General features: G+C 43.4%; 16 protein-coding genes. 6 read left to right on the top strand and 10 right to left on the bottom strand.

Going from position 1 to position 20,992, the window contains the following annotated elements:
• Nucleotides 1–32: 32 nt before the first annotated feature.
• A complete protein-coding gene (locus BACINT_RS00430) occupies nucleotides 33–1,211 on the top strand; it encodes an ABC transporter permease (protein WP_007659676.1) in 1,179 nt (392 codons plus the stop codon).
• Nucleotides 1,211–2,443: an ABC transporter permease gene (locus BACINT_RS00425; RefSeq protein ID WP_007659668.1), complete on the top strand. Its 1,233-nt coding sequence runs from the start codon at nucleotides 1,211–1,213 to the stop codon at nucleotides 2,441–2,443. The genes BACINT_RS00430 and BACINT_RS00425 overlap by 1 nt, the downstream gene beginning before the upstream one ends.
• Before the next feature lie 188 nt (nucleotides 2,444–2,631).
• On the opposite strand, the gene BACINT_RS00420 is transcribed toward BACINT_RS00425, so the two are convergent.
• Nucleotides 2,632–4,935 carry a GH92 family glycosyl hydrolase gene (locus BACINT_RS00420; protein WP_007659667.1) on the bottom strand — a complete coding sequence of 768 codons (2,304 nt, stop codon included), beginning with the start codon at nucleotides 4,933–4,935 and terminating at the stop codon, nucleotides 2,632–2,634.
• Between the two features lie 21 nt (nucleotides 4,936–4,956).
• The gene (locus BACINT_RS00415) at nucleotides 4,957–6,021 is read right to left on the bottom strand and encodes an SGNH/GDSL hydrolase family protein (RefSeq protein ID WP_007659666.1); all 1,065 of its coding nucleotides are present in this window, start codon (nucleotides 6,019–6,021) and stop codon (nucleotides 4,957–4,959) included.
• A gap of 130 nt (nucleotides 6,022–6,151) precedes the next feature.
• Here BACINT_RS00415 and BACINT_RS00410 point away from each other — a divergent pair, with 130 nt between their 5' ends.
• Nucleotides 6,152–8,053, top strand: a complete 1,902-nt coding sequence (locus BACINT_RS00410; RefSeq protein ID WP_007659665.1) for a TlpA family protein disulfide reductase — start codon at nucleotides 6,152–6,154, stop codon at nucleotides 8,051–8,053.
• A gap of 87 nt (nucleotides 8,054–8,140) precedes the next feature.
• Here the strand turns inward: BACINT_RS00410 and BACINT_RS00405 are convergent, their stop codons facing one another.
• Complete coding sequence (locus BACINT_RS00405; RefSeq protein ID WP_007659664.1) at nucleotides 8,141–9,691, bottom strand: Gfo/Idh/MocA family protein; 1,551 nt, start codon at nucleotides 9,689–9,691, stop codon at nucleotides 8,141–8,143.
• Between the two features lie 308 nt (nucleotides 9,692–9,999).
• Between BACINT_RS00405 and BACINT_RS00400 the strand changes: the two genes are divergently transcribed.
• The 3 genes from BACINT_RS00400 (at nucleotide 10,000) to BACINT_RS00390 (ending at nucleotide 13,818) form a co-directional block, all read left to right on the top strand.
• Nucleotides 10,000–10,362 (top strand): BlaI/MecI/CopY family transcriptional regulator, encoded by a 363-nt coding sequence (locus tag BACINT_RS00400; RefSeq protein WP_044154518.1) that lies wholly within the window; start codon nucleotides 10,000–10,002, stop codon nucleotides 10,360–10,362.
• 104 nt (nucleotides 10,363–10,466) lie between these two features.
• A complete protein-coding gene (locus tag BACINT_RS00395) occupies nucleotides 10,467–12,500 on the top strand; it encodes a M56 family metallopeptidase (RefSeq protein ID WP_007659661.1) in 2,034 nt (677 codons plus the stop codon).
• Nucleotides 12,501–12,618: 118 nt separating this feature from the next.
• On the top strand, nucleotides 12,619–13,818 hold the full coding sequence (locus tag BACINT_RS00390; RefSeq protein ID WP_007659658.1) for a peroxiredoxin family protein: 1,200 nt from the start codon (nucleotides 12,619–12,621) through the stop codon (nucleotides 13,816–13,818).
• A gap of 82 nt (nucleotides 13,819–13,900) precedes the next feature.
• On the opposite strand, the gene BACINT_RS00385 is transcribed toward BACINT_RS00390, so the two are convergent.
• The 7 genes from BACINT_RS00385 to mnmA form a co-directional block, all read right to left on the bottom strand.
• A complete protein-coding gene (locus tag BACINT_RS00385) occupies nucleotides 13,901–15,001 on the bottom strand; it encodes an Mrp/NBP35 family ATP-binding protein (RefSeq protein WP_007659656.1) in 1,101 nt (366 codons plus the stop codon).
• A gap of 92 nt (nucleotides 15,002–15,093) precedes the next feature.
• Nucleotides 15,094–15,852, bottom strand: a complete 759-nt coding sequence (gene trmB, locus BACINT_RS00380; RefSeq protein WP_007659654.1) for a tRNA (guanosine(46)-N7)-methyltransferase TrmB — start codon at nucleotides 15,850–15,852, stop codon at nucleotides 15,094–15,096.
• A 3-nt stretch (nucleotides 15,853–15,855) separates the two neighbouring features.
• A complete protein-coding gene (locus tag BACINT_RS00375; protein ID WP_007659653.1) occupies nucleotides 15,856–16,875 on the bottom strand; it encodes a branched-chain amino acid aminotransferase in 1,020 nt (339 codons plus the stop codon).
• A 52-nt stretch (nucleotides 16,876–16,927) separates the two neighbouring features.
• Nucleotides 16,928–17,143 carry an exodeoxyribonuclease VII small subunit gene (gene xseB, locus BACINT_RS00370; protein WP_007659652.1) on the bottom strand — a complete coding sequence of 72 codons (216 nt, stop codon included), beginning with the start codon at nucleotides 17,141–17,143 and terminating at the stop codon, nucleotides 16,928–16,930.
• Nucleotides 17,144–17,200: 57 nt separating this feature from the next.
• On the bottom strand, nucleotides 17,201–18,436 hold the full coding sequence (gene xseA / locus BACINT_RS00365; RefSeq protein WP_021967565.1) for an exodeoxyribonuclease VII large subunit: 1,236 nt from the start codon (nucleotides 18,434–18,436) through the stop codon (nucleotides 17,201–17,203).
• Nucleotides 18,437–18,490: 54 nt separating this feature from the next.
• On the bottom strand, nucleotides 18,491–19,861 hold the full coding sequence (locus BACINT_RS00360) for a S8 family peptidase (protein ID WP_044154516.1): 1,371 nt from the start codon (nucleotides 19,859–19,861) through the stop codon (nucleotides 18,491–18,493).
• 18 nt (nucleotides 19,862–19,879) lie between these two features.
• The gene (gene mnmA / locus BACINT_RS00355) at nucleotides 19,880–20,959 is read right to left on the bottom strand and encodes a tRNA 2-thiouridine(34) synthase MnmA (RefSeq protein WP_007659649.1); all 1,080 of its coding nucleotides are present in this window, start codon (nucleotides 20,957–20,959) and stop codon (nucleotides 19,880–19,882) included.
• Nucleotides 20,960–20,992: the final 33 nt, after the last annotated feature.

Raw genomic sequence — 20,992 nt, 5'->3', positions numbered from 1 at the left:
TAACGGTTAGTGATTAGTGATAAGTATAAGGAATGGCACGAGATAAGAAATATATAGCTTTGTGGAACGTCATGAAACGGGAAAGCCGACGGCTCGTTTCCCGTCCGCTGTACCTGTTCTGCATGGTGATAGCGCCGTTGTTCTGCTACGTGTTCTTCACGACACTGATGGATTCGGGCTTACCGGTCAATATGCCTGTAGGGGTGGTGGATCAGGATATGACATCCACTTCACGCCAATTGATGCGAAACCTGGATGCATTTGAGCAGACCGCCATCGTAGCCCATTATCCTACTATCAACGAAGCACGTGCCGCCATGCAGAAAGGAGAAATCTACGGATTCTACTACATTCCGAAAGGTACCACTGCCAAGGCGCAATCTCAACGACAGCCTACCGTATCGTTCTATACCAACAACACGCTGCTTATCGCTGGTTCTCTGCTTTACAAAGATATGAAGATGATGAGCGAGTTGGCATCGGGAGCCGCAGCACGCACCAGTTTGTATGCCAAAGGTGCTACGGAAGACCAGGCTATGGCATTCCTGCAACCCATCGTCATCGATACACATCCGCTGAACAATCCGTGGCTGAATTACTCCGTATATCTGTGTAACACATTTGCACCAGGTGTATTGATGCTGCTTATATTTATGATAACGGTTTACTCCATCGGCGTGGAAATAAAAGACCGTACCGCACGCGAATGGCTGCGCATGGGAAATAATTCCATCTATATCTCCCTTGCCGGAAAGCTGTTGCCGCATACGGCTATTTTCTTCCTGATGGGTATATTGTATAACGTATATCTATATGGCTTCCTGCACTTCCCCTGCAACAGTGGCATCATGCCGATGCTTCTTGCCACTCTCTGCCTTGTACTGGCTTCGCAAGGGATGGGTGTACTGATGATAGGTACATTGCCTACCCTGCGTCTGGGACTGAGTTTTGCATCCTTATGGGGAGTGCTTTCATTTTCTATGTGCGGACTATCATTCCCTGCCATGGCAATGCATCCGGTTCTGCAAGGATTAGCCAATCTGTTCCCGCTGCGTCACTATTTCCTGATCTATGTAGATCAGGCCCTGAACGGTTATCCGATGATTTATTCATGGATAAACTATGTGGCGTTACTTATTTTTATGATGCTTCCTTTCTTTGTCGTACACCGGCTCAAAGAAGCGTTGATTTATTATAAATACGTGCCCTAATGAAACATCTGACGTTCAAACAGAAAGTAGTACAAGGTATCCACGACCTATTCTATATCTGGATACGGGAATTCCGCACGACCTTTCGCGATCAGGGTGTGCTCATCTTCTTTGTGCTTGTCCCGTTGGTGTATCCACTGATTTATGCTTTCATTTATACCAATGAAACCATACGGGAAGTACCTGCTGTGGTAGTGGATAACTCACGCAGTTCGTTAAGCCGCGAATACCTGCGCAAAGTGGACTCCAGTCCGGAAGTGAAGATTGTATCTTATTGCGCCGACATGGAAGAAGCCAAACTGATGCTGAAAGATCGTCTGGCTTATGGCATCATCTATATACCTGCTGAATTCAGTGAAGATATTGCACGGAGAAAGCAAACGCAGGTCAGTCTGTATTGCGATATGAGCGGATTGCTTTATTATAAATCTTTGCTGAACACCAATACCAGCGTGTCATTGGATATGAATGCAGACATCAAAATGCAACGTGCCGGCAATACCACCAACCGCCAGGATGAGATTACCGCCTATCCGATAAAATATGAAGATGTTACCTTGTTCAACCCTGCAAATGGTTTTGCGGCTTTCCTGATACCTGCGGTATTGATACTGATTATTCAGCAAACCTTGCTGCTGGGTATCGGACTTTCTGCCGGAACAGCCCGCGAACAGAATCGTTTCAAAGATTTAGTTCCTATCAACCGCCACTACAACGGCACATTACGTATCGTGCTGGGTAAAGGTTTAAGTTACTTCATGGTGTATGCACTTGTATCCGTATATGTGCTCTGTGTAGTGCCACGTCTGTTCAGTCTCATCCAGATAGCTCAACCGGGTGTACTGACCCTCTTTATGTTGCCTTATCTGGCAGCATGTATATTCTTTGCCATGACAGCTTCTATTGCCATACGCAACCGTGAAACCTGCATGTTGATATTCGTCTTCACATCCGTACCTTTATTGTTCCTTTCAGGTGTTTCCTGGCCGGGAGCCGCCATGCCGGATTTCTGGAGATACTTCTCTTATATCTTCCCGTCCACTTTCGGCATCAATGGCTATGTACGTATCAATAGCATGGGAGCTACACTGGGCGAAGTATCCTTTGAATACCGTGCATTATGGATACAGGCAGGCATCTACTTCCTGACTACTTGCTGGGTATATCGCTGGCAGATTATCCAAAGCAGGAAACATGTGATTGAAAAATACAAAGAATACAAGAACAAATAACATACTGTAGTGTCACCTTTCATGGTAACTCTGTTTACCCCACACGGTAACTCTGTTTACATACCGAGGTAAAGGCCGTTACATGCCGAGGTAAAAGCCGTTACAATAAGGGGTAAAGGTCGTTACATACGGCAGTAAATGCTTTTACATCCTGCGGCAAACAATCGGTAAATGCAACGCATTGGTAATCAAAACACTAACTCATCCATCGCAGTTGGTTCGGGTCCCATATCGAATTCCAGTACCCCACCCTTCACAATCTCATTATGCGTTATCCACAAACGGTTCAATTTCTTACCGTTCAATGATACCGACTGAATATAAATGTTCTGAGGCGAGTTATTATGCGCTATGATTTTGAAATTCTTACCGGAGTAAAAATGTGTATCCAGGTTTATCTCTACGCTTTCGAAGACAGGGCTGGTAATCTCATAACGGGGATTTCCCGGACAAACCGGATGAATGCCCATAGCCGCCAATACATACCACGCCGACATCTGCCCTACATCTTCGTTTCCGCACAATCCCAGAACATCGTCACCATAAGCTTTATCACAAATCTTTCTCGTCCACTTCTGTGTCAGCCACGGGCAAGAAGAGTAGTTGAAAAGGAATGGTACATGATGGTTCGGTTCATTAGGATGATTATAATAATCATTCCATAAAAAATCTTCCGGAACATTGGCAAAGAACTCTTCCAGTTCCGCATCAAACTTCTTTTGTCCTCCCATCAGAGCTTTCTTTCCGTCAATGTCATGAGGGACAAACCAGCCTTGCTGGAAAGGATTACTTTCCGTGGTACCCTGATCCTGTGCCGTGCGACCTCGCCAAGGCAACCAGCCTCCACCCTTCACGCGGGCACGAAACCACTGCACGCTGTCACACCACACATTCCGGTAAGCTTTGGCACGTTTTTCATATTCAGCTGCTTCTTTCTTTTTGCCCAAGGAACCCATGAGTTGTCCTAAGCACCAATCCGTATAAGCATACTCCAATGTATGGGAAAGACTGCCGGGAGTATATCCCAGTTCTCCATTACCAAACTGCTTCTGTGTATTCTCAGCATACTCAACGGCTTTCTGTACATCATACTCCCGGATCCCCTTCTCATAGGCATCCGCCAGCACCGAGATAGCGGGATTTCCCAACATACAGCCGGAATATGCATTCACTACTTCCCAACGCGGGAAATACTCCTTCCCACTTAATTGGGCAATCTGGATCAAAGAGTTTATCTCATCATTCACCAATCGGGGATTAATCAATGTTTGCAATGGGAACTGACTACGGAATACATCCCAACCGCTAAATACAGTACGATAAGTAAAATTCTCCGTCTGGTAGATCTTCTTATCCGCACCGACATATCGGCCGTCACAATCGGAGAAGCAACGTGGATCGATCATTGTATGATACAAAGAGGTATAAAAGATAGTCTTATCCCTTTCACTTCCCTCAACCTTTACCGAAGAGAGTGCCTGATTCCACAGATTACGTGTATTTTCTTTTACCCGCTCAAAATTCCAGTCCGGAATATCCTGTTCCAGATTGCGCTGGGCACCTTCCATGCTGACAAACGATATACCACACTTCAGTTGCACCTGTTCGTCTTTCCGGGTAGGAAACTCTGTATAAAAGCCCAAGTGCTTTCCCTGTGCTTTCCCGATAGCAGGTATTATCCGGGCATCCTTAATATAGTTGAAATAGGCCGGATTATCATTGGCATCATTCTTTCTGCTAACACCCTCAGGAATAGAAGCACTCCAAACACCGTATTCCGTCAATGGGCGATCAAAACAGCAATAGAAGTAAACGGTATAATCAGATTTACCCGAGCCGTTTCCCCAACCTCCACAAGCAGGCGTACATTTCATCCATCCCCGAATCGTATATTCATCTACTTTTTCCACATACTGTTCATCAGATGTGCCACCAATTCTACGGGCCAGATCAATCTGGATACGTGACTTTTCCGACTCTGGATATGTGAAACGCAGAATCCCTGAACGAGGAGCGGATGTCAGTTCCACCTTCACCTGATAATCTTGCAAGTATACCGAATAGTATCCGGCCTGTGTAATCTCCGTATCATGGGAATATCTGGAACGGTAACCTTCCTCCGGTTTATTTTCGGTTCCCTTGAATGTCCGTAATGGTCCGGTGGTAGGCATTACCAGAAAGTTTCCGAAATCACCATACCAGCCAATACCGCTTAAATGCGTAAAGCTGAATCCTTCGATAGTAGAATGATGCCACGAATATCCGGGGCCGTTATCACCACCTGTTTTAGTATCCGGACTCAACTGTACAAGTCCGAAAGGAGTACAACTTCCCGGAAAGGTTTTTCCCAACCCATGCCCCGACTTTCCGGCCTCTGCCGAAGTTGAAGCACCAATAATCGTATTGACATAATCCACCGGCTCTTTTTGAGCAAATGACAAAATAGAAAAAGAAATCAATAAAGCCGATAGCCAAGACCTGCCATGTTTCATAGAATAATAAAATAGAAAAAGTTACCGAATATGTTTTTTAATTAACGGATATAATACTTCCGCATAGCGCATAAAGCCCAGATCTGTAAAATGAATACCATCAACAGTAGCCTCACCATCGTGCCCGATGATATCCTTTGAAGAAAGAAGATAGATGTTCTTTTCACCCTTTTTCTTCATTGACTGGAAAATAGCCGCAATCGTTTCATTTTTAGCTTTCACTTCTCTTGCAACCCTTTTATCAAAACGGGAATGAGTGAAAATAGGATCTTCTACAAAAAGGATGGGAGTCTCGGGATGTTTGCTACGGACGATAGAGTAAAATTTCTCCGCCCGTTCTTTCATCTGTTCCACTGTGGCATTGGGAAGGAAATCAAGCACAAACATGGAAGCATCGACCGTAGCTATAAGTTCCGCAATCTCCAGATCGAGCAAAGCATTACCGCTAAAACCTAAATTGATACATTCACGATTGAGCCAACGTTCCAGAATATTCGTATGGGCCATTCCGGGACGGGAAGCACAACCACCCTGCAAAATACTGGTTCCATAAAAAACAACGGGCTTCTCACGTACCGGCAAATCAACAGTAGGCTGGTCAAGCGTCGAAAGACTATCCACACCGATTGCCAATGAGGTGACCCCGTCATACAAAGAAAGATATAAAAGATATTCCCGTTCTTCAGGATCCATATTCTTCACGATAGTAGCCTCATTTACCTTTCCTTGAGGTCGCCCGCTACCGGCAAAGACCCACTTACCATCTTGCAGACAATACAGATCCAATCCTTTGATTCCGGTAGGGGTCATGTGGTTCATACTTCTGTTATCCCTCACTTCCCACTTTGCCCCAATGCATGTAGAGTTGGAACGGAAGCGCAAAGCAAGTCCGGCACTGTTACGTCCTAAATCCCAGAGCGGTTTACGGGAAACAGATTCCAGAGAAGCCGGAAGGCGTTCGTAACGGGTAAGAGTAGCATCCGTAGCTTTGCCTAACAGGGGGAAAGCGGAAGCATCGTGATAAAGAAGCTGGGCATGAGTAGAAGCTGCCAGCAGCAATCCAAAAATTAAAGCTTTGGTTCTCATGATTTAATAGATATTAAGATGACCCAAAGTTACACTGAAAAACTACATTTTTCATTCGTTTTACATCAATTAACAAGCAAGATGTTCTACGGTTACGAAAGATTCGTAACTTTGGTAAAAACTATATAGTATGAAAAAGCTCAATTTTCTCCTCAGCAGTCTGCTACTATGCATGTGCTGCACCATTCAAGCTAAAAACAAAGTGATTGAACAACCTCCGTTCGTCGTAAGTAACACCACTTCTATTGAAGTCAGCCAGGTCGAAATCAGTGACACGGCTACAGTCCTGCACATTTTTGCCAAATACCGGCCTAAAAACTGGATAAAGATTGCTTCGGGAAGTTACTTGCAAGATAATAACGGAAAAACTTACCAACTACGTTCGGGCATAGGCATCACACCGGATGCAGAGTTCTGGATGCCGGAATCCGGTGAAGCTGAGTTTCAACTGGTATTTCCTCCCCTCCCCGCATCCGTTACATCCATTGACTTCACAGAAGGTGCCGACGTTGAAAATGGATTCAGTATTTGGGGAATCCAGTTGAAAGGCAATAATCTGCCAAAGTTGGTACTGCCGAAAGAGGCTGTTATCCATAAAGCAGACAAAGAAACTGCCTTGCCAAACCCTGTCATAGAATATGGGAAAGCTACCTTGAAAGGTAAGTTACTGGATTTCCGTCCCGGCATGTCCAAGACCATGACTCTGGTATCATGGGAAAGTGCCAAAGGCGATATATCGGAAGCACTGGTAGAAATCCAACCGGATGGTAGTTTCAGCAAAGAAATATCCTTGGCAAGTACTACACCCGTTTCTATATATATGTCCGGCAGCTCACCCCTCCAACTATTTATGGAACCGGGAAAAACGACTGAAGCATATATCAATTTGCGTGAAATCTCCCGCCGCCGATCCAAATTCCATAGCGAGGAGAAGCCTTACGGAGAGATTCTATACATTAACGGCCCCTTAGCAACTGTTGCACAAGAATTGAACCAGGATATGCCAGACACCAATGTACAAGATAAGGTATATAAGGATATGAAGGCATTTGCCGGTATGGATATAGACACTTACAAATCAAAAGTGCTGGAGTTGTCGGCTGAAGTGCAAACGGAAATAGATAAACTCCCATGCAGTCTGGCAACACGTCAAGTACTCACCATCAACAACAAGTTGTCCACAATTGGGTTATTGCGTTTAGCTGCAAATACACTGACATCAGCTGCCATACAGGCCAATCAGATAACACGCGAAGAAGCTCAAAAATACTATATGGAACGGGCACAGAAAATACCGGCTGACTATATTCCAAATGCTAACTTTGCAATACTAAACGATCTGCAAGCCACCCTGTCCAGCAATTACTCAAACATCGTAATCGGTTGTTATCAGAAAAGTGATGACCTTGCCAAAACTTGGGGAACAGACAACGGTATCTTCTTTGACATCGTCCGGGTTATCCCTCTTTATCAAAGCATCAAGAATTTCACTCCGCTGACTGAAGAGCAAATTAGCACAATCAACACTTTCCCTTCCGCTTATCGTGAAATGCTGACTGTAGCCAACGATGAACTCCTGGCAAAGATTGAAGCCAATAAGAAAAAGACGGGATTCACAGTAAATGAAGCCGGTGAAGTCAGCGATGAAGACCTCTTTGCTTCCATTATCAGTAAGTTCAGTGGAAAAGTATTGCTGGTTGATTTCTGGGCTACCTGGTGCGGTCCATGCCGCATGGCTAACAAAGAAATGATTCCAATGAAGGAAGAATTAAAAGATAAGGATATTGTGTATTTGTATATCACCGGTGAGACATCTCCGTTGAAGACATGGGAAAATATGATTCCTGATATTCATGGTGAACATTACCGTGTGACAGCCGCCCAATGGAATTTCTTAGGCAAGAGTTTCAATGTTTCAGGTGTTCCTACCTACCTCATTATTGACCGCGAAGGAAATATAAAATACAGACAAGTAGGTTTCCCCGGTGTTAAAACAATGAAAGAAGAGCTCCTGAAAGTAGCTGATCAATAAAAAAGAAGTACCGGACGGTACGAAGCCTGTTAAAAAAAAATGGCACTGCCCATCATTTACATTCAATGATGAACAGTGCCATTCGTTTTATTTCTCACCCGATTCCTGCTTCCAGCCTTCGGCTCCTTTTTCTTTCAATTTGCTTGTAAAGGCTTTAGCTTTATCCATAGTCTCTTTTTCTTCTTCAAGACTTGCATAAGCAAACTTATAGCCTTTTATAACATTCCATTCGCCGCGGGTAAAATCAGGAAATTCCACAGCAGCACAATTGTTATCCATAGAAAGCTCACCCAGTTCTGCCAGACAGCACCATTCTGCTAAGTCGTATACATCCAGATCCAAAGGTAAACCGTTCTGCAAGCAATATACCAAACGGCTATCCATAATGAAATCCATGCCTCCATGGCCTCCTACTTCCTTAGCCATTTCACCATACTTCTTTAATATTGGATGCTGGAACTTTTCTACAAGCGCCTCCATTTCCTCTTTAGGCAAAAAGCTATGGGTATTCAGATTGTCAACTTGCGGTTCTACTCCCGAAGCGCTCAACTGCTTAGCATCAAGAGCATACCCCTGAATCGGATACTTATTGGCAAAGCCCTTGGTTCCGGTAAGCTGATACAAACGGTTATAAGGTTGCGGTGTCATCACATTATGTTGAATCTCGATAACTTTTCCGTTTGCCGTACGAATCAGTGTAGTTGTATGGTCACCGTTACGGAAATCATCACATTCCTCTCCGGTTCTTTTTTCTACCAGATCCTTACCAACAACCGACTTGGTATCCATAGCTACCAACGTCACCATACGGTCGCCACGATGAATATCAAATGCTTGCGCCACAGGACCAAGACCGTGAGTAGCATACACATCACCACGATGTTTCTTGTTGTAATCCAAACGCCATCCCAGTTTATCATTCTCACCGTTCTTCCAATAATGATCCCAGAACGGGCTCAATTCATGGATGTAAGCACCTTGTCCGCGAATCACTTCACCAAATACTCCCTGCTGTGCCATGTTCAGCGTATTCATTTCAAACCAGTCATAACAACAGTTTTCCAGTATCATACAATGTTTGCGAGTCTTTTCACTCATGTTGATCAAGTCCCAACACTCCTGAAGATTCATAGCCGAAGGAACTTCTATAGCTACATGTTTGCCGTTCTCCATAGCGCACATTGCTACAGGGAAGTGATGCAACCAATCGGTAGCAATATAAACCAGGTCTATGTCATCGCGTTTACAAAGTTCTTCGTATCCTTTCTCTCCGGAATAAACAGCTGCCTTAGGCAAAGATGCTTTCTGCAAATACTTCTGGCAGCCCTCAGCACGTGATTGTTCATAATCACAAAGAGCCACGATCTGCGTACCGGGAATATGGGTAAAACGCTCTACAGCACCGGGGCCACGCATACCCAGTCCTACGAATCCTACTCTAACGACTTCCATCTTCGGGGCAGTCAGCCCAATCACACTCTGCTGCCCAGCCGGACGCTCGGGAGTTTTCACAATAATAGTTCCATTCTTCCATTCCCACTGAGTGCCCTTGTCATTGGTTTGCACAGTAGAAGTTTGAGATGTGCATGCACATAATGCGACACACATACCCAACAACAATGATTTCAAAATCTTCATGTTCTATTTAATTTAAAGTGAATCAATCTGTACGATACTACAGTCTATTTCAAATCCAAATTTGTTTGATGCTCAAAGATAACCAATCTCTTCAAAGTAAATGCAAATATTCTCCTCTTTTTCCATACAAAAGCCATAAAAACATATCACAGCAAAGAAATACCCACAATATACTTTAGCTCCAACTGCCCAATAATACAATCCACATGATTCAAAAAGCAGTATTTAGAATAATTAACTCACTGTTCATTGCTTTATTACGAAACTTTCGTAGCTTTGTATTGAATTCATTCAAAAACTTTTATTCCATGGAAAAATTAACAATACAAGAAGAAGAAGCAATGATCTACATCTGGGAACTGGGCAGTTGCTTCGTAAAAGACATTGTTGCCAAATATTCCCAACCGGCACCTCCCTACACTACGGTAGCTTCCATCGTCAAGAACCTGGAACGCAAGCAGTATGTTACAGCCGCACGCGTAGGAAATACGTACCAATATACACCCGCTATCCGTGAAAGCGAATACAAACGTACGTTCATGAGTGGCTTTGTGCGTAATTACTTTGAAAACTCGTATAAGGAAATGGTTTCTTTCTTTGCCAAAGAGCAAAAGATTTCGACCAATGACCTGAAAGATATCATCAATATGATTGAGAGAGGAAAAGAGTGAAGATTTATGATTCTTGATTTATGATATATAACATCCGGAATAAGGGAAATATTTCATGATTCAAGAAACACATAAATCATAAACTATAAATCATACTTCAAAAGATGTTGGCCTATTTTCTAAAAATCAACGTAGCCATTGCGCTATTTTATGCGTTTTACCGGCTATTCTTCTATAAAGACACGTTCTTCACGTGGCGCAGGGTTGCTTTGCTCTGTTTCTTTGCCGTATCTGCCGTCTATCCATTACTAAATATACAAACTTGGATTACGGCACAGGAACCTATGGTTGCCATGGCAGATTTATACGCTGACATCGTTTTGCCGGAGTTTACCCTGACGCCGGAAAAGACAACCTTCGACTGGAAAGCAATCCTGCTCCAAACGGCTGGTTTTGTTTATTGGGGAGGAGTAGCCCTATTAGCTGCCCGTTTTCTTATACAACTGGCAGGCATTATTCGGCTAGCTTTCCGTAGCCGGAAAACGAAGATTGGAAATACCAACGTACACTTGCTTAAGCAAGCAAGCGGACCTTTTTCCTTCTTTCACTGGATTTTTATTCATCCGACTTCACATACAGAAGATGAACTAAGCGAAATATTAACCCACGAACAGACTCATGCCAACCAATGGCATTCCATTGACGTACTTGTCAGTGAGATTGTATGTACATTTTGCTGGTTCAATCCTTTTGCCTGGCTCATGAAACGGGAAATCCGCACCAATCTGGAATATCTGGCGGACAACCGTGTACTGGAAACCGGGCATGATTCCAAAGCCTATCAGTATCACCTGTTAGGATTATCACACCATAAGGCTGCAGCAACTATCTATAACAGTTTTAATGTATTACCTCTAAAAAAACGCATCAAAATGATGAACAAAAAGAGAACCCGAGAAATAGGGAGAACTAAGTATCTTATGTTCCTCCCCTTGGCAGCCTTACTTATGATTATCAGCAACATCGAAGCCGTGGCACGCACCACGAAGGAAGTTGCCAGAGATGTCATAGAGGCTGTGGAAGATAATCTGACGTCAGATACAACGGCGCCGGATATGGAAGTTGCTACTGAAACGGCACCGCTGGAAACACCGGCACCGCAACAGGATAAAGACAAGCTTGTGACTTACAAAGGGGTAGTAGTGGATAAAGACGGAAAAGCGGTGGAAGGCGCTGAGTTTTTCGTTGATGGCGACTACAAATTACCACAAGGTCAATCGTATGTCACAGGAAAGAACGGTAATTTTTCTTTCAAAGCATTTGAGAATGCTAAAATGATAGTAATTTGGAAAAAAGATGGAAAAATGATGGGGGTACCCGCCACTGTCAACAAAGAAAACAACTCCAACATGAAGATTGTCATGGATAGGGAATGGCAAAATCCGCCTGCCGATGACCCGGACAATCCTGTATTTGAGGTAGTGGAAACAATGCCGGAATTTCCGAATGGCGGAATGGGAGCAATGATGGAATTCTTATCGAAAAACATCAGATATCCGGTAAATGCACAGAAGAATGGTACACAAGGACGCGTCACCGTACAATTTATTGTAAATACGGATGGAAGCATCTCCAACATAGGAATTCTCCGTGAAGTAGACCCTGAATTGGACGGTGAAGCAGTGCGCGTTATCAGTGCAATGCCTAAATGGAAACCCGGTATGCAAAAAGGAAAACCTGTCCGGGTGAAATATACTGTTCCTGTTATGTTCCGCTTAAATGACGACGCAGTCCCAAAAGAAGACTACAAGCCTATAGAAAAAGTCGATGAAATGGTAGTCGTGGGTTATGCCCCTAAGGAAGAATCGCCTGTCAATGAAGACGTAGTATTTGAAGTAGTGGAAGAAATGCCTTCATTCCCCGGTGGCACGAATGGATTAATGCAATATTTATCCAAAAATATCAAATATCCGGTAGAGGCACAAAAGGAAAAGATACAAGGACGGGTAGTCATACAAATGATAGTCGATAAAAATGGTAATGTCACACGTCCTAAAATCATCGAGGGCGTAAATCCATCTTTGGATGCAGAAGCAATCCGTATTACTACGAACATGCCTAAATGGAAACCGGGTATGCAAAGAGGAAAAGCAGTAGACGTGAAATACACATTCCCTATCGTTTTCAGATTACAATAAAGTAACCTCTATTCAGTTTAAATTCTCTCTTACACAATAGATTATCCGCAAGTCCTCCCCCTGATCATTTATTCCGGTATCAAGGGGAGGATGCAGATAATCATAAAATTCTTGCACCATGAAAAAGCTACTTGTTCTATTATCCTTCTTATTTATAATCAACACAGTCAATGCACTGGAAGACCCAAAGGTATACTTACAGAAAGTACTCAATAACCTTGAAAAGGTAGAGTCGGCAAGCTACACAAGTTTTAATGAATCCTGGCAACCTGGTGATACAGTTCCGGTATTCATTCATTCTGATTATACCAATGAATACAATAATCCGAATGATAGTACCATTGGAGCAAGTTATGTTTCTTTCGAAACGAAAGATATGGGCAAAATGGTCTTTTGCTATGATGGGCACAAAAGAGTATTAGTGTACGACGATGACAAGGCAATTGTAGAAGACGACTTCACCGCCCGGCCACTCCCTTTCAGATTAGTAGGACCACCTTTTTACAACTTCACTAAAAACATAATCAAATACGCTCTGCAAACAAAGGACAATATAACCGTTGACTTGCAAGATAAAGGTAACGATTACTTTTTCAGATTGGTTATTGAAGAAGACACACAAGTGGAATTTTTCGGAAAAGCCTATCACATGCAGAAGCCACCGTTTTATGTAGAACCGACTTCAATCTATGAGCTATGGATACGTAAATCGGACAATCTACCTTATAAAGCACGGAGAGAAATGTCACATGATATATCAGTTACGGCTATTACATCCGTAGAATTCAACAAGTTGTCCATTAATGATTTCAATGTATCTGATTATTACCCAAAGGGGTATACTGTTGAGCCATACAGATACGGTAATAAAAAAGCCGCCTCAGCACCCGAACTTACAGGCAAGCAGGCACCGGAATGGACTTTAAACGACTCCAATGGCAATCCAGTATCACTTGCCAACCAAAAAAGCAAAGTGTTGCTAATCAACTTTACCGGAATAGGTTGTGGTGCCTGTCAGGCTGCCGTTCCCTTCCTGAAAGAATTGAAAGGCAAATTCAGTAATGAAGATTTCGACCTTATAGCAATAGAAGGCTGGAGCCGGAAGGAACACTCCATTCAAGTTTATGCAAATAATAAAAAACTCAATTACACCATTCTGAATGCAAACGACCAGGTAATCAAAGACTATCAAACAGGGAATGCAGCCCCCTTCTTCTTCATACTGGACGAACACCACATTATCAGAAAAGTTATCAGGGGATATGGCAATGAAAGAACAGACAAAGAAATTATGGATGCCATAACGGAATTATTATAGAAACATGTCCCAATAAAAAAACAGTAGATTGAGCTATCCATACTCAGTCTACTGTTTCTTTTATAAATATAAGGGATACTTCTTATTTCTGCATCTTCACCACTTCCGTCGGTGCCATTTCCACATTCCGCTTATCTACCTGGCGAACCACACTTGCCGCTAATTGCAGGAAAGCACGTCCTGTCACAGTATTCTCATCAAGCGCTACCGGTGTACCTTTGTCGCCACTTTCGCAGATGCTTTGTACAATAGGAATTTGCCCCAATAAAGGTACATTCATTTCCTCTGCCAGCTTCTTAGCGCCTTCCTTACCGAAAATATAATATTTATTTTCCGGTAGTTCGGCAGGCGTAAACCAAGCCATATTCTCTACCAGACCGAGAATAGGAACATTTACCTTTTCATTGACAAACATATTGATACCTTTACGAGCATCGGCCAATGCAACGGCTTGCGGAGTACTGACTACGATAGCCCCCGTCAAGGCGAGCGTCTGAACCACTGTCAAGTGAATATCGCTTGTACCGGGAGGCAGGTCGATAAGGAAATAATCAAGGTCGCCCCAATTCGCATCACCTATCAGTTGCTTCAAAGCATTGCTCGCCATACCACCACGCCACAGAGTTGCCTGGTCAGGATCAACAAAAAAACCTATGGAAAGTAGCTTTATACCATATTTCTCAACCGGTACAATCAGGTCACGTCCTTCTACATTTTCTGCGTAAGGACGTGCATCTTCTACCTGAAACATCTTCGGCATAGACGGACCGAAAATATCAGCATCCAGCAAACCTACTTTATAGCCCAACTTTGCCAAAGCTACTGCAAGATTGGCAGATACCGTTGATTTACCTACCCCACCTTTACCAGAAGAAATTCCGATAATATTCTTTACCTGAGGCAATAACTTACCCGGTTCAGGACGTGCCGCCTGCTTACTCTCCGTAGCAATAACAACCTCTACCTCATTGGATACATAGGTATGAATAGCTGTTTCAGCAGCTTTTATTACAGACTTCATAAAAGGATCGGTCGGCTTCTCAAATATCAATGAGAAACTGACTTTCATGCCTTCAATACGCAGATTATCAGCAACCATTTCCGCTTCTACAAGGTTCTTTCCGGTGCCGGGATACCGCACTGTTGCCAGTGCATCTAAAATCAGTTTAGGATAAAGTGTCATAATCTAAAGTTGTGATAGAGTGATAAAGCGGTAAGGTGATAAAGTGACTATCAGTTCAGCACTTTATCACCCTAACACTTCATCACTATGTATTATTTTGAAGTTTGCAGTCCGCTCCGCTTACTGCGGTTATAACTGCGATATTCATCTAACTCTATTTCTACATCGGGTTCATGCAGTTCACCTTCTTTCGGCAGATGAAACTTGATATACTTGATGTTCAACCCACGATCCAACCATTGTTGTTCGTAATAAGTTTTAATGCTAAGGATTTCATCAGCCATGCCGGAGTGATACAGATCTTCTGTCATCACATCCACTGGAAGGCTATTCTCCTCAATCATATAACGGGTATAAGTGAACATAAAGTTACTATCTGTCTTGAGATGAATGATACCATCCGGTTTCAGGAATCTACGGTAGCGCTCCATGAAATAAGTGGAAGTTAAACGCTTTGTGGCCTTCTTCATCTGTGGATCAGAGAAGGTCAACCAGATTTCACTCACTTCATTTTCTGAAAAGAAACGATCGATGATTTCGATGTTCGTACGCAGGAAAGCGACATTCTTCATGCCAGCCTGCATCGACTCCGTAGCACCAGACCACATACGGGCACCTTTGATGTCTACTCCGATAAAGTTCTTATCTGGAAATAGCCGTCCCAGTCCTACTGTATATTCACCGCGTCCGCAACCCAATTCCAAAACAATGGGATGGTCATTCTTAAAGAACGACTCATTCCATTTTCCTCTCATCTCAAAAGGCACGTCATCTACTGCCGAATAGGGGTATTCGAACACATGCGGATAACTTGCCATATCGGCAAACTTCGCTAACTTACCTTTACTCATGCGTTATTCTACAATGGTTACCCAGCCATGCGTATCAGGTTCGTCACCATATTGGATACCACGCAACTTATTGTATAACTTCATGCATACAGGTCCCGGTTTGCCGTCTTTGGCAATAACATAAGAATGATTATTCTCCGGATCGTCAATACGTTCAATCGGGCTTATTACCGCAGCAGTACCACAAGCACCAGCTTCCTCGAAAGTAGAAAGTTCTTCTTCTGCAATCGGACGGCGTTCAACCTTCATGCCCATATCTTCAGCCAACTGCATCAAGCTCTTATTTGTGATAGAAGGCAGGATGGAAGTAGATAAAGGAGTTATATAAGTATTATCCTTGATACCGAAGAAGTTGGCTGCACCACATTCATCAATGTATTTCTTTTCTTTAGCATCCAGGTAGAATTCTGCAGAATAACCCGCTGCATGAGCCTCTTGGCTGGCACGCAAACTAGCTGCATAGTTACCACCTACCTTATAGATACCTGTTCCGAGAGGAGCCGCGCGATCGTACTTACGAGTAATCACGTAAGGAGTAGCAGCAAAACCACCTTTAAAGTATGGACCTACCGGAGTAACAAAGATTAGGAACATATATTCACTGGACGGACGAACCCCCACTTGTGCACCTGTTCCGATCAGTAACGGACGAATATAAAGAGAAGCACCGCTTTCGTAAGGCGGAATAAAACGCTCATTCATCTTCACTACTGCGAGTACAGCTTCTTTGAAACGTTCTGTGGGCAATTCTGCCATCATAATACCACGACAGGTAGACTGCAAGCGAGCGGCATTCTCTTCCAAACGGAAAATACGAACTTTACCATCTTTACCACGGAATGCTTTCAATCCTTCGAATGCCTCCTGACCATAATGCAGACAGGTAGCTGCCATATGCATATTGATCAGTTCACTACTACTGATTTCGAGTTTTCCCCACTCACCTTCCCGGAAATTAATTCTCACATTGTAATCTGTCTTCATGTATCCGAATGACAGATTAGACCAATCTATTTCTTTCATATCTCAAAGTATTAGTAATCTCATTACGTACATTTTGCAACAAATTTAATCTTTATTCTTCACTTTCTCGCTTCTCCGACAGTAATTTTTCTATTTCCTTGTCGGCTTTAGTCAATTTGTCACTGCAAAACGCAATAATCTCATTCGCTTCCTTTATTTTTTCAGCAAGCGCATCGATTTCCAACTCATTATTGTCTATCTGACGGACAATCTTCTCCAGACGTTCCATTGCCTGGGAATAGGTTTCTTTTTTCTTCGGAGCAGGCATATCTATATTTTTATTTTAATTAACGCCATTATGGATATCTTGAATTATATCCATAAGCTATAAATCTGTTACTATAGAAACAATCTCCCCTTGATAAAGGCGAGTGACTATTTCATCGTTCAGCTGCAATACATCCCCGTTTTTTACAACTTTTCCATCTTTCAACGTGATACTATAGCCACGTGCCAGCATCTTCTCGGGAGAAGCATCAGCAAGACGTTGTTGTAACAACTCCAGACGATGCCGTTGACGCGAAAGTAAAGTCTGAACAGCCAGCGAAATATCTTTCCGGGTAGTCAGTAATGCAAGTTTGGCATCGGACACACGCCGGACAACAGCAGAAGGAATACGGTTTCTGTATGAAATCAATTTACGATGTTCTTCTGTCAGACGGGAGCGCACACTTTCATGCAGTTGACTGATAAGTACTTCCAGTTCATCAGCGGCAAGATCCATACAATTTATAAGATACTCCGCAGCAGCAGTCGGAGTCTTCACACGGGTATGAGCCACAGAATCAAGTACTGTATCATCTCTCTCATGTCCTATACCAGTGATTATGGGCAACGGAAACTGAGCACAAGCAGCAGCAAGCAGATAGGTATCGAAACCGGACAAATCAGAAGTAGCCCCACCGCCACGGATAATAACCACAGCATCAAAATCTTCCTGACGATTCAGAATAGCATCCAGAGCAGATAATACAGATTCTTCCACACGATCGCCTTGCATCAATGCCGGAAATAATTCCGTATGAAAGAAGAAGCCACGGGAATTATTTTTTAACTGATGGCAAAAGTCCCCATAACCTGCGGCTGTAGGTGATGAAACTACTGCAATACGCTGGGGCAAGACCGGCATTTCCAGCTCCTTATTCAAGGTCAACACCCCTTCCTCCTCAAGTTGTTTTAATATCTCCCGGCGCCGGCGTGCCATATCACCCAAGGTATAAGTAGGGTCAATATCCTGCACAGTAAGACTGTAGCCATAAAGTTCATGAAAACTGACAGTAACCTGAACTAAAACCTTAATACCTGAAACAAATGCCTGTCCCGTCGACTCTTCAAAATAAGGTTTCAACAAACGATATACATTTGCCCAAATGGTTCCACGTGCCTTTGCTATCAGATTATTGCTACGGGGATCTTTCTGAATAAACTCCAGGTAACAATGTCCGGTACTGTTCGTACGCACATCGCTCAGCTCTGCCTGCACCCAATATTCATCGGGCAGGCATTGTTCAAGGCTCCGACGCACCAAAGCGTTTAAATCATACAAAGACAATGCTTCCATTCTGTTCATTTACGTATTACAGGTCACACATCACCAATAGCAGTATGTAATCTATTATTTATTCTTCAACTTATACTCATTGTATGCTTTCCACATATCAGGTACCCCATATCCATAGATATTATCGGGAAAATCCGCACGGTCACCGGACCGACGTACCAATTCAATCACTTCTTTTGCTGTCAACTTCGGACAAGCCTGCCACAAACAAGTCACCATACCACACATAATAGGCGAAGAGAAAGAAGTACCATTAGCCCGTCCCTGATTACCATCCGGACGGATGACGTCTGATCCTGACCCTACTGCAACTACATCAGGCTTCACACGATGGTCTGCAGTATTACCAATAGATGAGAAAGGGGCCAATGTTCCTTTCTTATCAACAGCTCCTACCGTCAATACATTTTCCGCATCTCCCGGAGGGGTAATTTTCTTCCAAGAACCCATGCCGGAATTACCAGCACTACATACCAGCACCATTCCCTTATCAGCAATGCGTGAAGCCTGACGAGACATCAAAGCATGCCGTCCATCCAAATCACGGTATTTATAATTCTTTGATTTGTCATCAAACGTATAATACCCCAAAGAGGTATTAATCACATCCACTCCCACACTATCGGCAAATTCTACGGCAGCCGACCAATAATCCTGCTCTACCAGATGTTCCGAATATTCGTCTTCACTACGAAGCAACCAGAAGGAAGCTTCGGGTGCTGTCCCTGTCATAATCTCAGGCTGATTCATTCCAATGCAAGACAGAACGCTCAAGCCATGACTGCTCTCCGCAAAAATATCCGCTTGGGGATTCACAAAATCTTTTGTACCCAAAATATGAATATTCTGCATAGCAGTAATCTTATCTACATTGTGGAAACCGGCATCAATAACTGCAATCGTCATTCCCTGACCTTTGAAACCTGCTTCATGCAGTTTATCTCCATTGCTCAGTTGAACCTGAGTGATGGCATGCCCATAGATACTATCCGGATGCAGGATCGGTTGATTGATTACAGAATCCCGTTCCGTTGACATTGTCGGTTTATCAGCACCGGGAGAAAACCATACCTTTTCCGTAGAACGTACAAAAGGTAATGCTGCAATGCGGTCTATTAAAGTAGTATCATTACAAGATACTGTTACAAAATTATCCCATTTTCCAACCACTACGATATTCACTCCCTGTTTACGGATTTCATCTATATATTTGCGGCACACCGGAAGATCAGTAGAATCAATCGGAAGATTCTGCTTTTTACGGCGCTCAATAGCCTTTTCCGACAGGAACTTCTCAGGACATTTTAACGAATACTCTGTAGTAGCCTTGTCTTTTAAACTGATGCGATACTTCAATGAATCTTGCTGTGCGGACACACCTGTCATAAACAGGATGAAAGCCCCAAAAAGAAATAATTTTCTCATTCTATTACTATCCATTACTTATTTATTTTCTGCAATAACCAAGCCAATGCCCCGCTGGGAAGCAATAAACGAGCCCCCCACTACCCGCCTTCCAATATAGAATACAGCTGACTGCCCGGGTGCAATAGCTGATGCTTCGGACAAGAAATGTACAAACAGCCGCCCGTCTTCCAACCTTTTCACCGTGCAGGGAATCGGTTTGCTACGATAACGGACACGTACTGTCAAGTCAAGAGCCGAGAAGAATTCCTGTTCATCGATGATGTTATCCTGTTCGGCCAGCATATATTCAGTCTGTAATTGTTCGGCATCGCCCAGCATCACTGTATTTTTCTGCGGATTTATCTTCAACACATAAGCCGGTTTGCCCAAAGCTATTTCCAGGCCTTTCCGCTGTCCGATGGTATAATAAGGAAAACCTTTATGCTCGCCCAACTTCACCCCTTCGGAATTGACAAACCATCCGGGACCGATTTCACGGTCTATTTCAGGAGAATGTTCGCGCAGGAAGTCCCGGTAATCACCCTTGATGAAACATACCTCCATGCTCTCCCCTTCTTCCGCCTTCAACTGATAGCCTTTCTCGCGCAAATACTTCCGTACTTGCAACTTAGTATAAGTGCCCAGCGGAAAAAGGCAACGTTTCAGCACATCCTGCCCCAGTCGCCAGAGAAAATAAGACTGGTCTTTCTTATCGTCATCTCCGGCCACTATATATATATTCCCGTTCTTTTCTTCCAGATGGCTATAATGCCCGGTAGAGATAAATGCGCAATCCAGTTTGTCCGCCCATTCAGTGAGTATACGGAATTTAAATGTAGGGTTACACATCACGCACGGATTGGGTGTCCGCCCCTGGCAATATTCATCAATAAAGTTCTGCACAATTACTTTGCGAAAAGCCTCACGCTCATCAGCCACATGGTGTTCGATACCCATACTGTCGGCAAGTTGTCGCGCCTCCACCGGTTCATCTCCCCACACCCACATGGTTAGTCCGACTATCTCATACCCCTGTTCTTTCAACATCAGACAAGTGGCGGTACTGTCTATACCGCCGCTCATGCCTACCAATACTCGCTTCTCAGGTCTGTTCATTTTAGGATGTTCATTCAATTAGCTTACAAAAAT

Origin of the sequence: Bacteroides intestinalis DSM 17393 (assembly GCF_000172175.1) — a bacterium.
Taxonomy (GTDB): Bacteria; Bacteroidota; Bacteroidia; order Bacteroidales; family Bacteroidaceae; genus Bacteroides; species Bacteroides intestinalis.
Note: the sequence above shows the minus strand (reverse complement) of the source record. Positions and strands in the feature narration are given on the sequence as shown.

What these genes read in the sequence shown, in the direction of transcription:
- BACINT_RS00430 (WP_007659676.1), top strand. Translation starts at nt 33, where the DNA reads ATGGCACGAGATAAGAAATATATAGCTTTGTGGAACGTCATGAAACGG.
- BACINT_RS00425 (WP_007659668.1), top strand. Translation starts at nt 1,211, where the DNA reads ATGAAACATCTGACGTTCAAACAGAAAGTAGTACAAGGTATCCACGAC.
- BACINT_RS00420 (WP_007659667.1), bottom strand. Translation starts at nt 4,935, where the DNA reads ATGAAACATGGCAGGTCTTGGCTATCGGCTTTATTGATTTCTTTTTCT.
- BACINT_RS00415 (WP_007659666.1), bottom strand. Translation starts at nt 6,021, where the DNA reads ATGAGAACCAAAGCTTTAATTTTTGGATTGCTGCTGGCAGCTTCTACT.
- BACINT_RS00410 (WP_007659665.1), top strand. Translation starts at nt 6,152, where the DNA reads ATGAAAAAGCTCAATTTTCTCCTCAGCAGTCTGCTACTATGCATGTGC.
- BACINT_RS00405 (WP_007659664.1), bottom strand. Translation starts at nt 9,691, where the DNA reads ATGAAGATTTTGAAATCATTGTTGTTGGGTATGTGTGTCGCATTATGT.
- BACINT_RS00400 (WP_044154518.1), top strand. Translation starts at nt 10,000, where the DNA reads ATGGAAAAATTAACAATACAAGAAGAAGAAGCAATGATCTACATCTGG.
- BACINT_RS00395 (WP_007659661.1), top strand. Translation starts at nt 10,467, where the DNA reads ATGTTGGCCTATTTTCTAAAAATCAACGTAGCCATTGCGCTATTTTAT.
- BACINT_RS00390 (WP_007659658.1), top strand. Translation starts at nt 12,619, where the DNA reads ATGAAAAAGCTACTTGTTCTATTATCCTTCTTATTTATAATCAACACA.
- BACINT_RS00385 (WP_007659656.1), bottom strand. Translation starts at nt 15,001, where the DNA reads ATGACACTTTATCCTAAACTGATTTTAGATGCACTGGCAACAGTGCGG.
- trmB (WP_007659654.1), bottom strand. Translation starts at nt 15,852, where the DNA reads ATGAGTAAAGGTAAGTTAGCGAAGTTTGCCGATATGGCAAGTTATCCG.
- BACINT_RS00375 (WP_007659653.1), bottom strand. Translation starts at nt 16,875, where the DNA reads ATGAAAGAAATAGATTGGTCTAATCTGTCATTCGGATACATGAAGACA.
- xseB (WP_007659652.1), bottom strand. Translation starts at nt 17,143, where the DNA reads ATGCCTGCTCCGAAGAAAAAAGAAACCTATTCCCAGGCAATGGAACGT.
- xseA (WP_021967565.1), bottom strand. Translation starts at nt 18,436, where the DNA reads ATGGAAGCATTGTCTTTGTATGATTTAAACGCTTTGGTGCGTCGGAGC.
- BACINT_RS00360 (WP_044154516.1), bottom strand. Translation starts at nt 19,861, where the DNA reads ATGAGAAAATTATTTCTTTTTGGGGCTTTCATCCTGTTTATGACAGGT.
- mnmA (WP_007659649.1), bottom strand. Translation starts at nt 20,959, where the DNA reads ATGAACAGACCTGAGAAGCGAGTATTGGTAGGCATGAGCGGCGGTATA.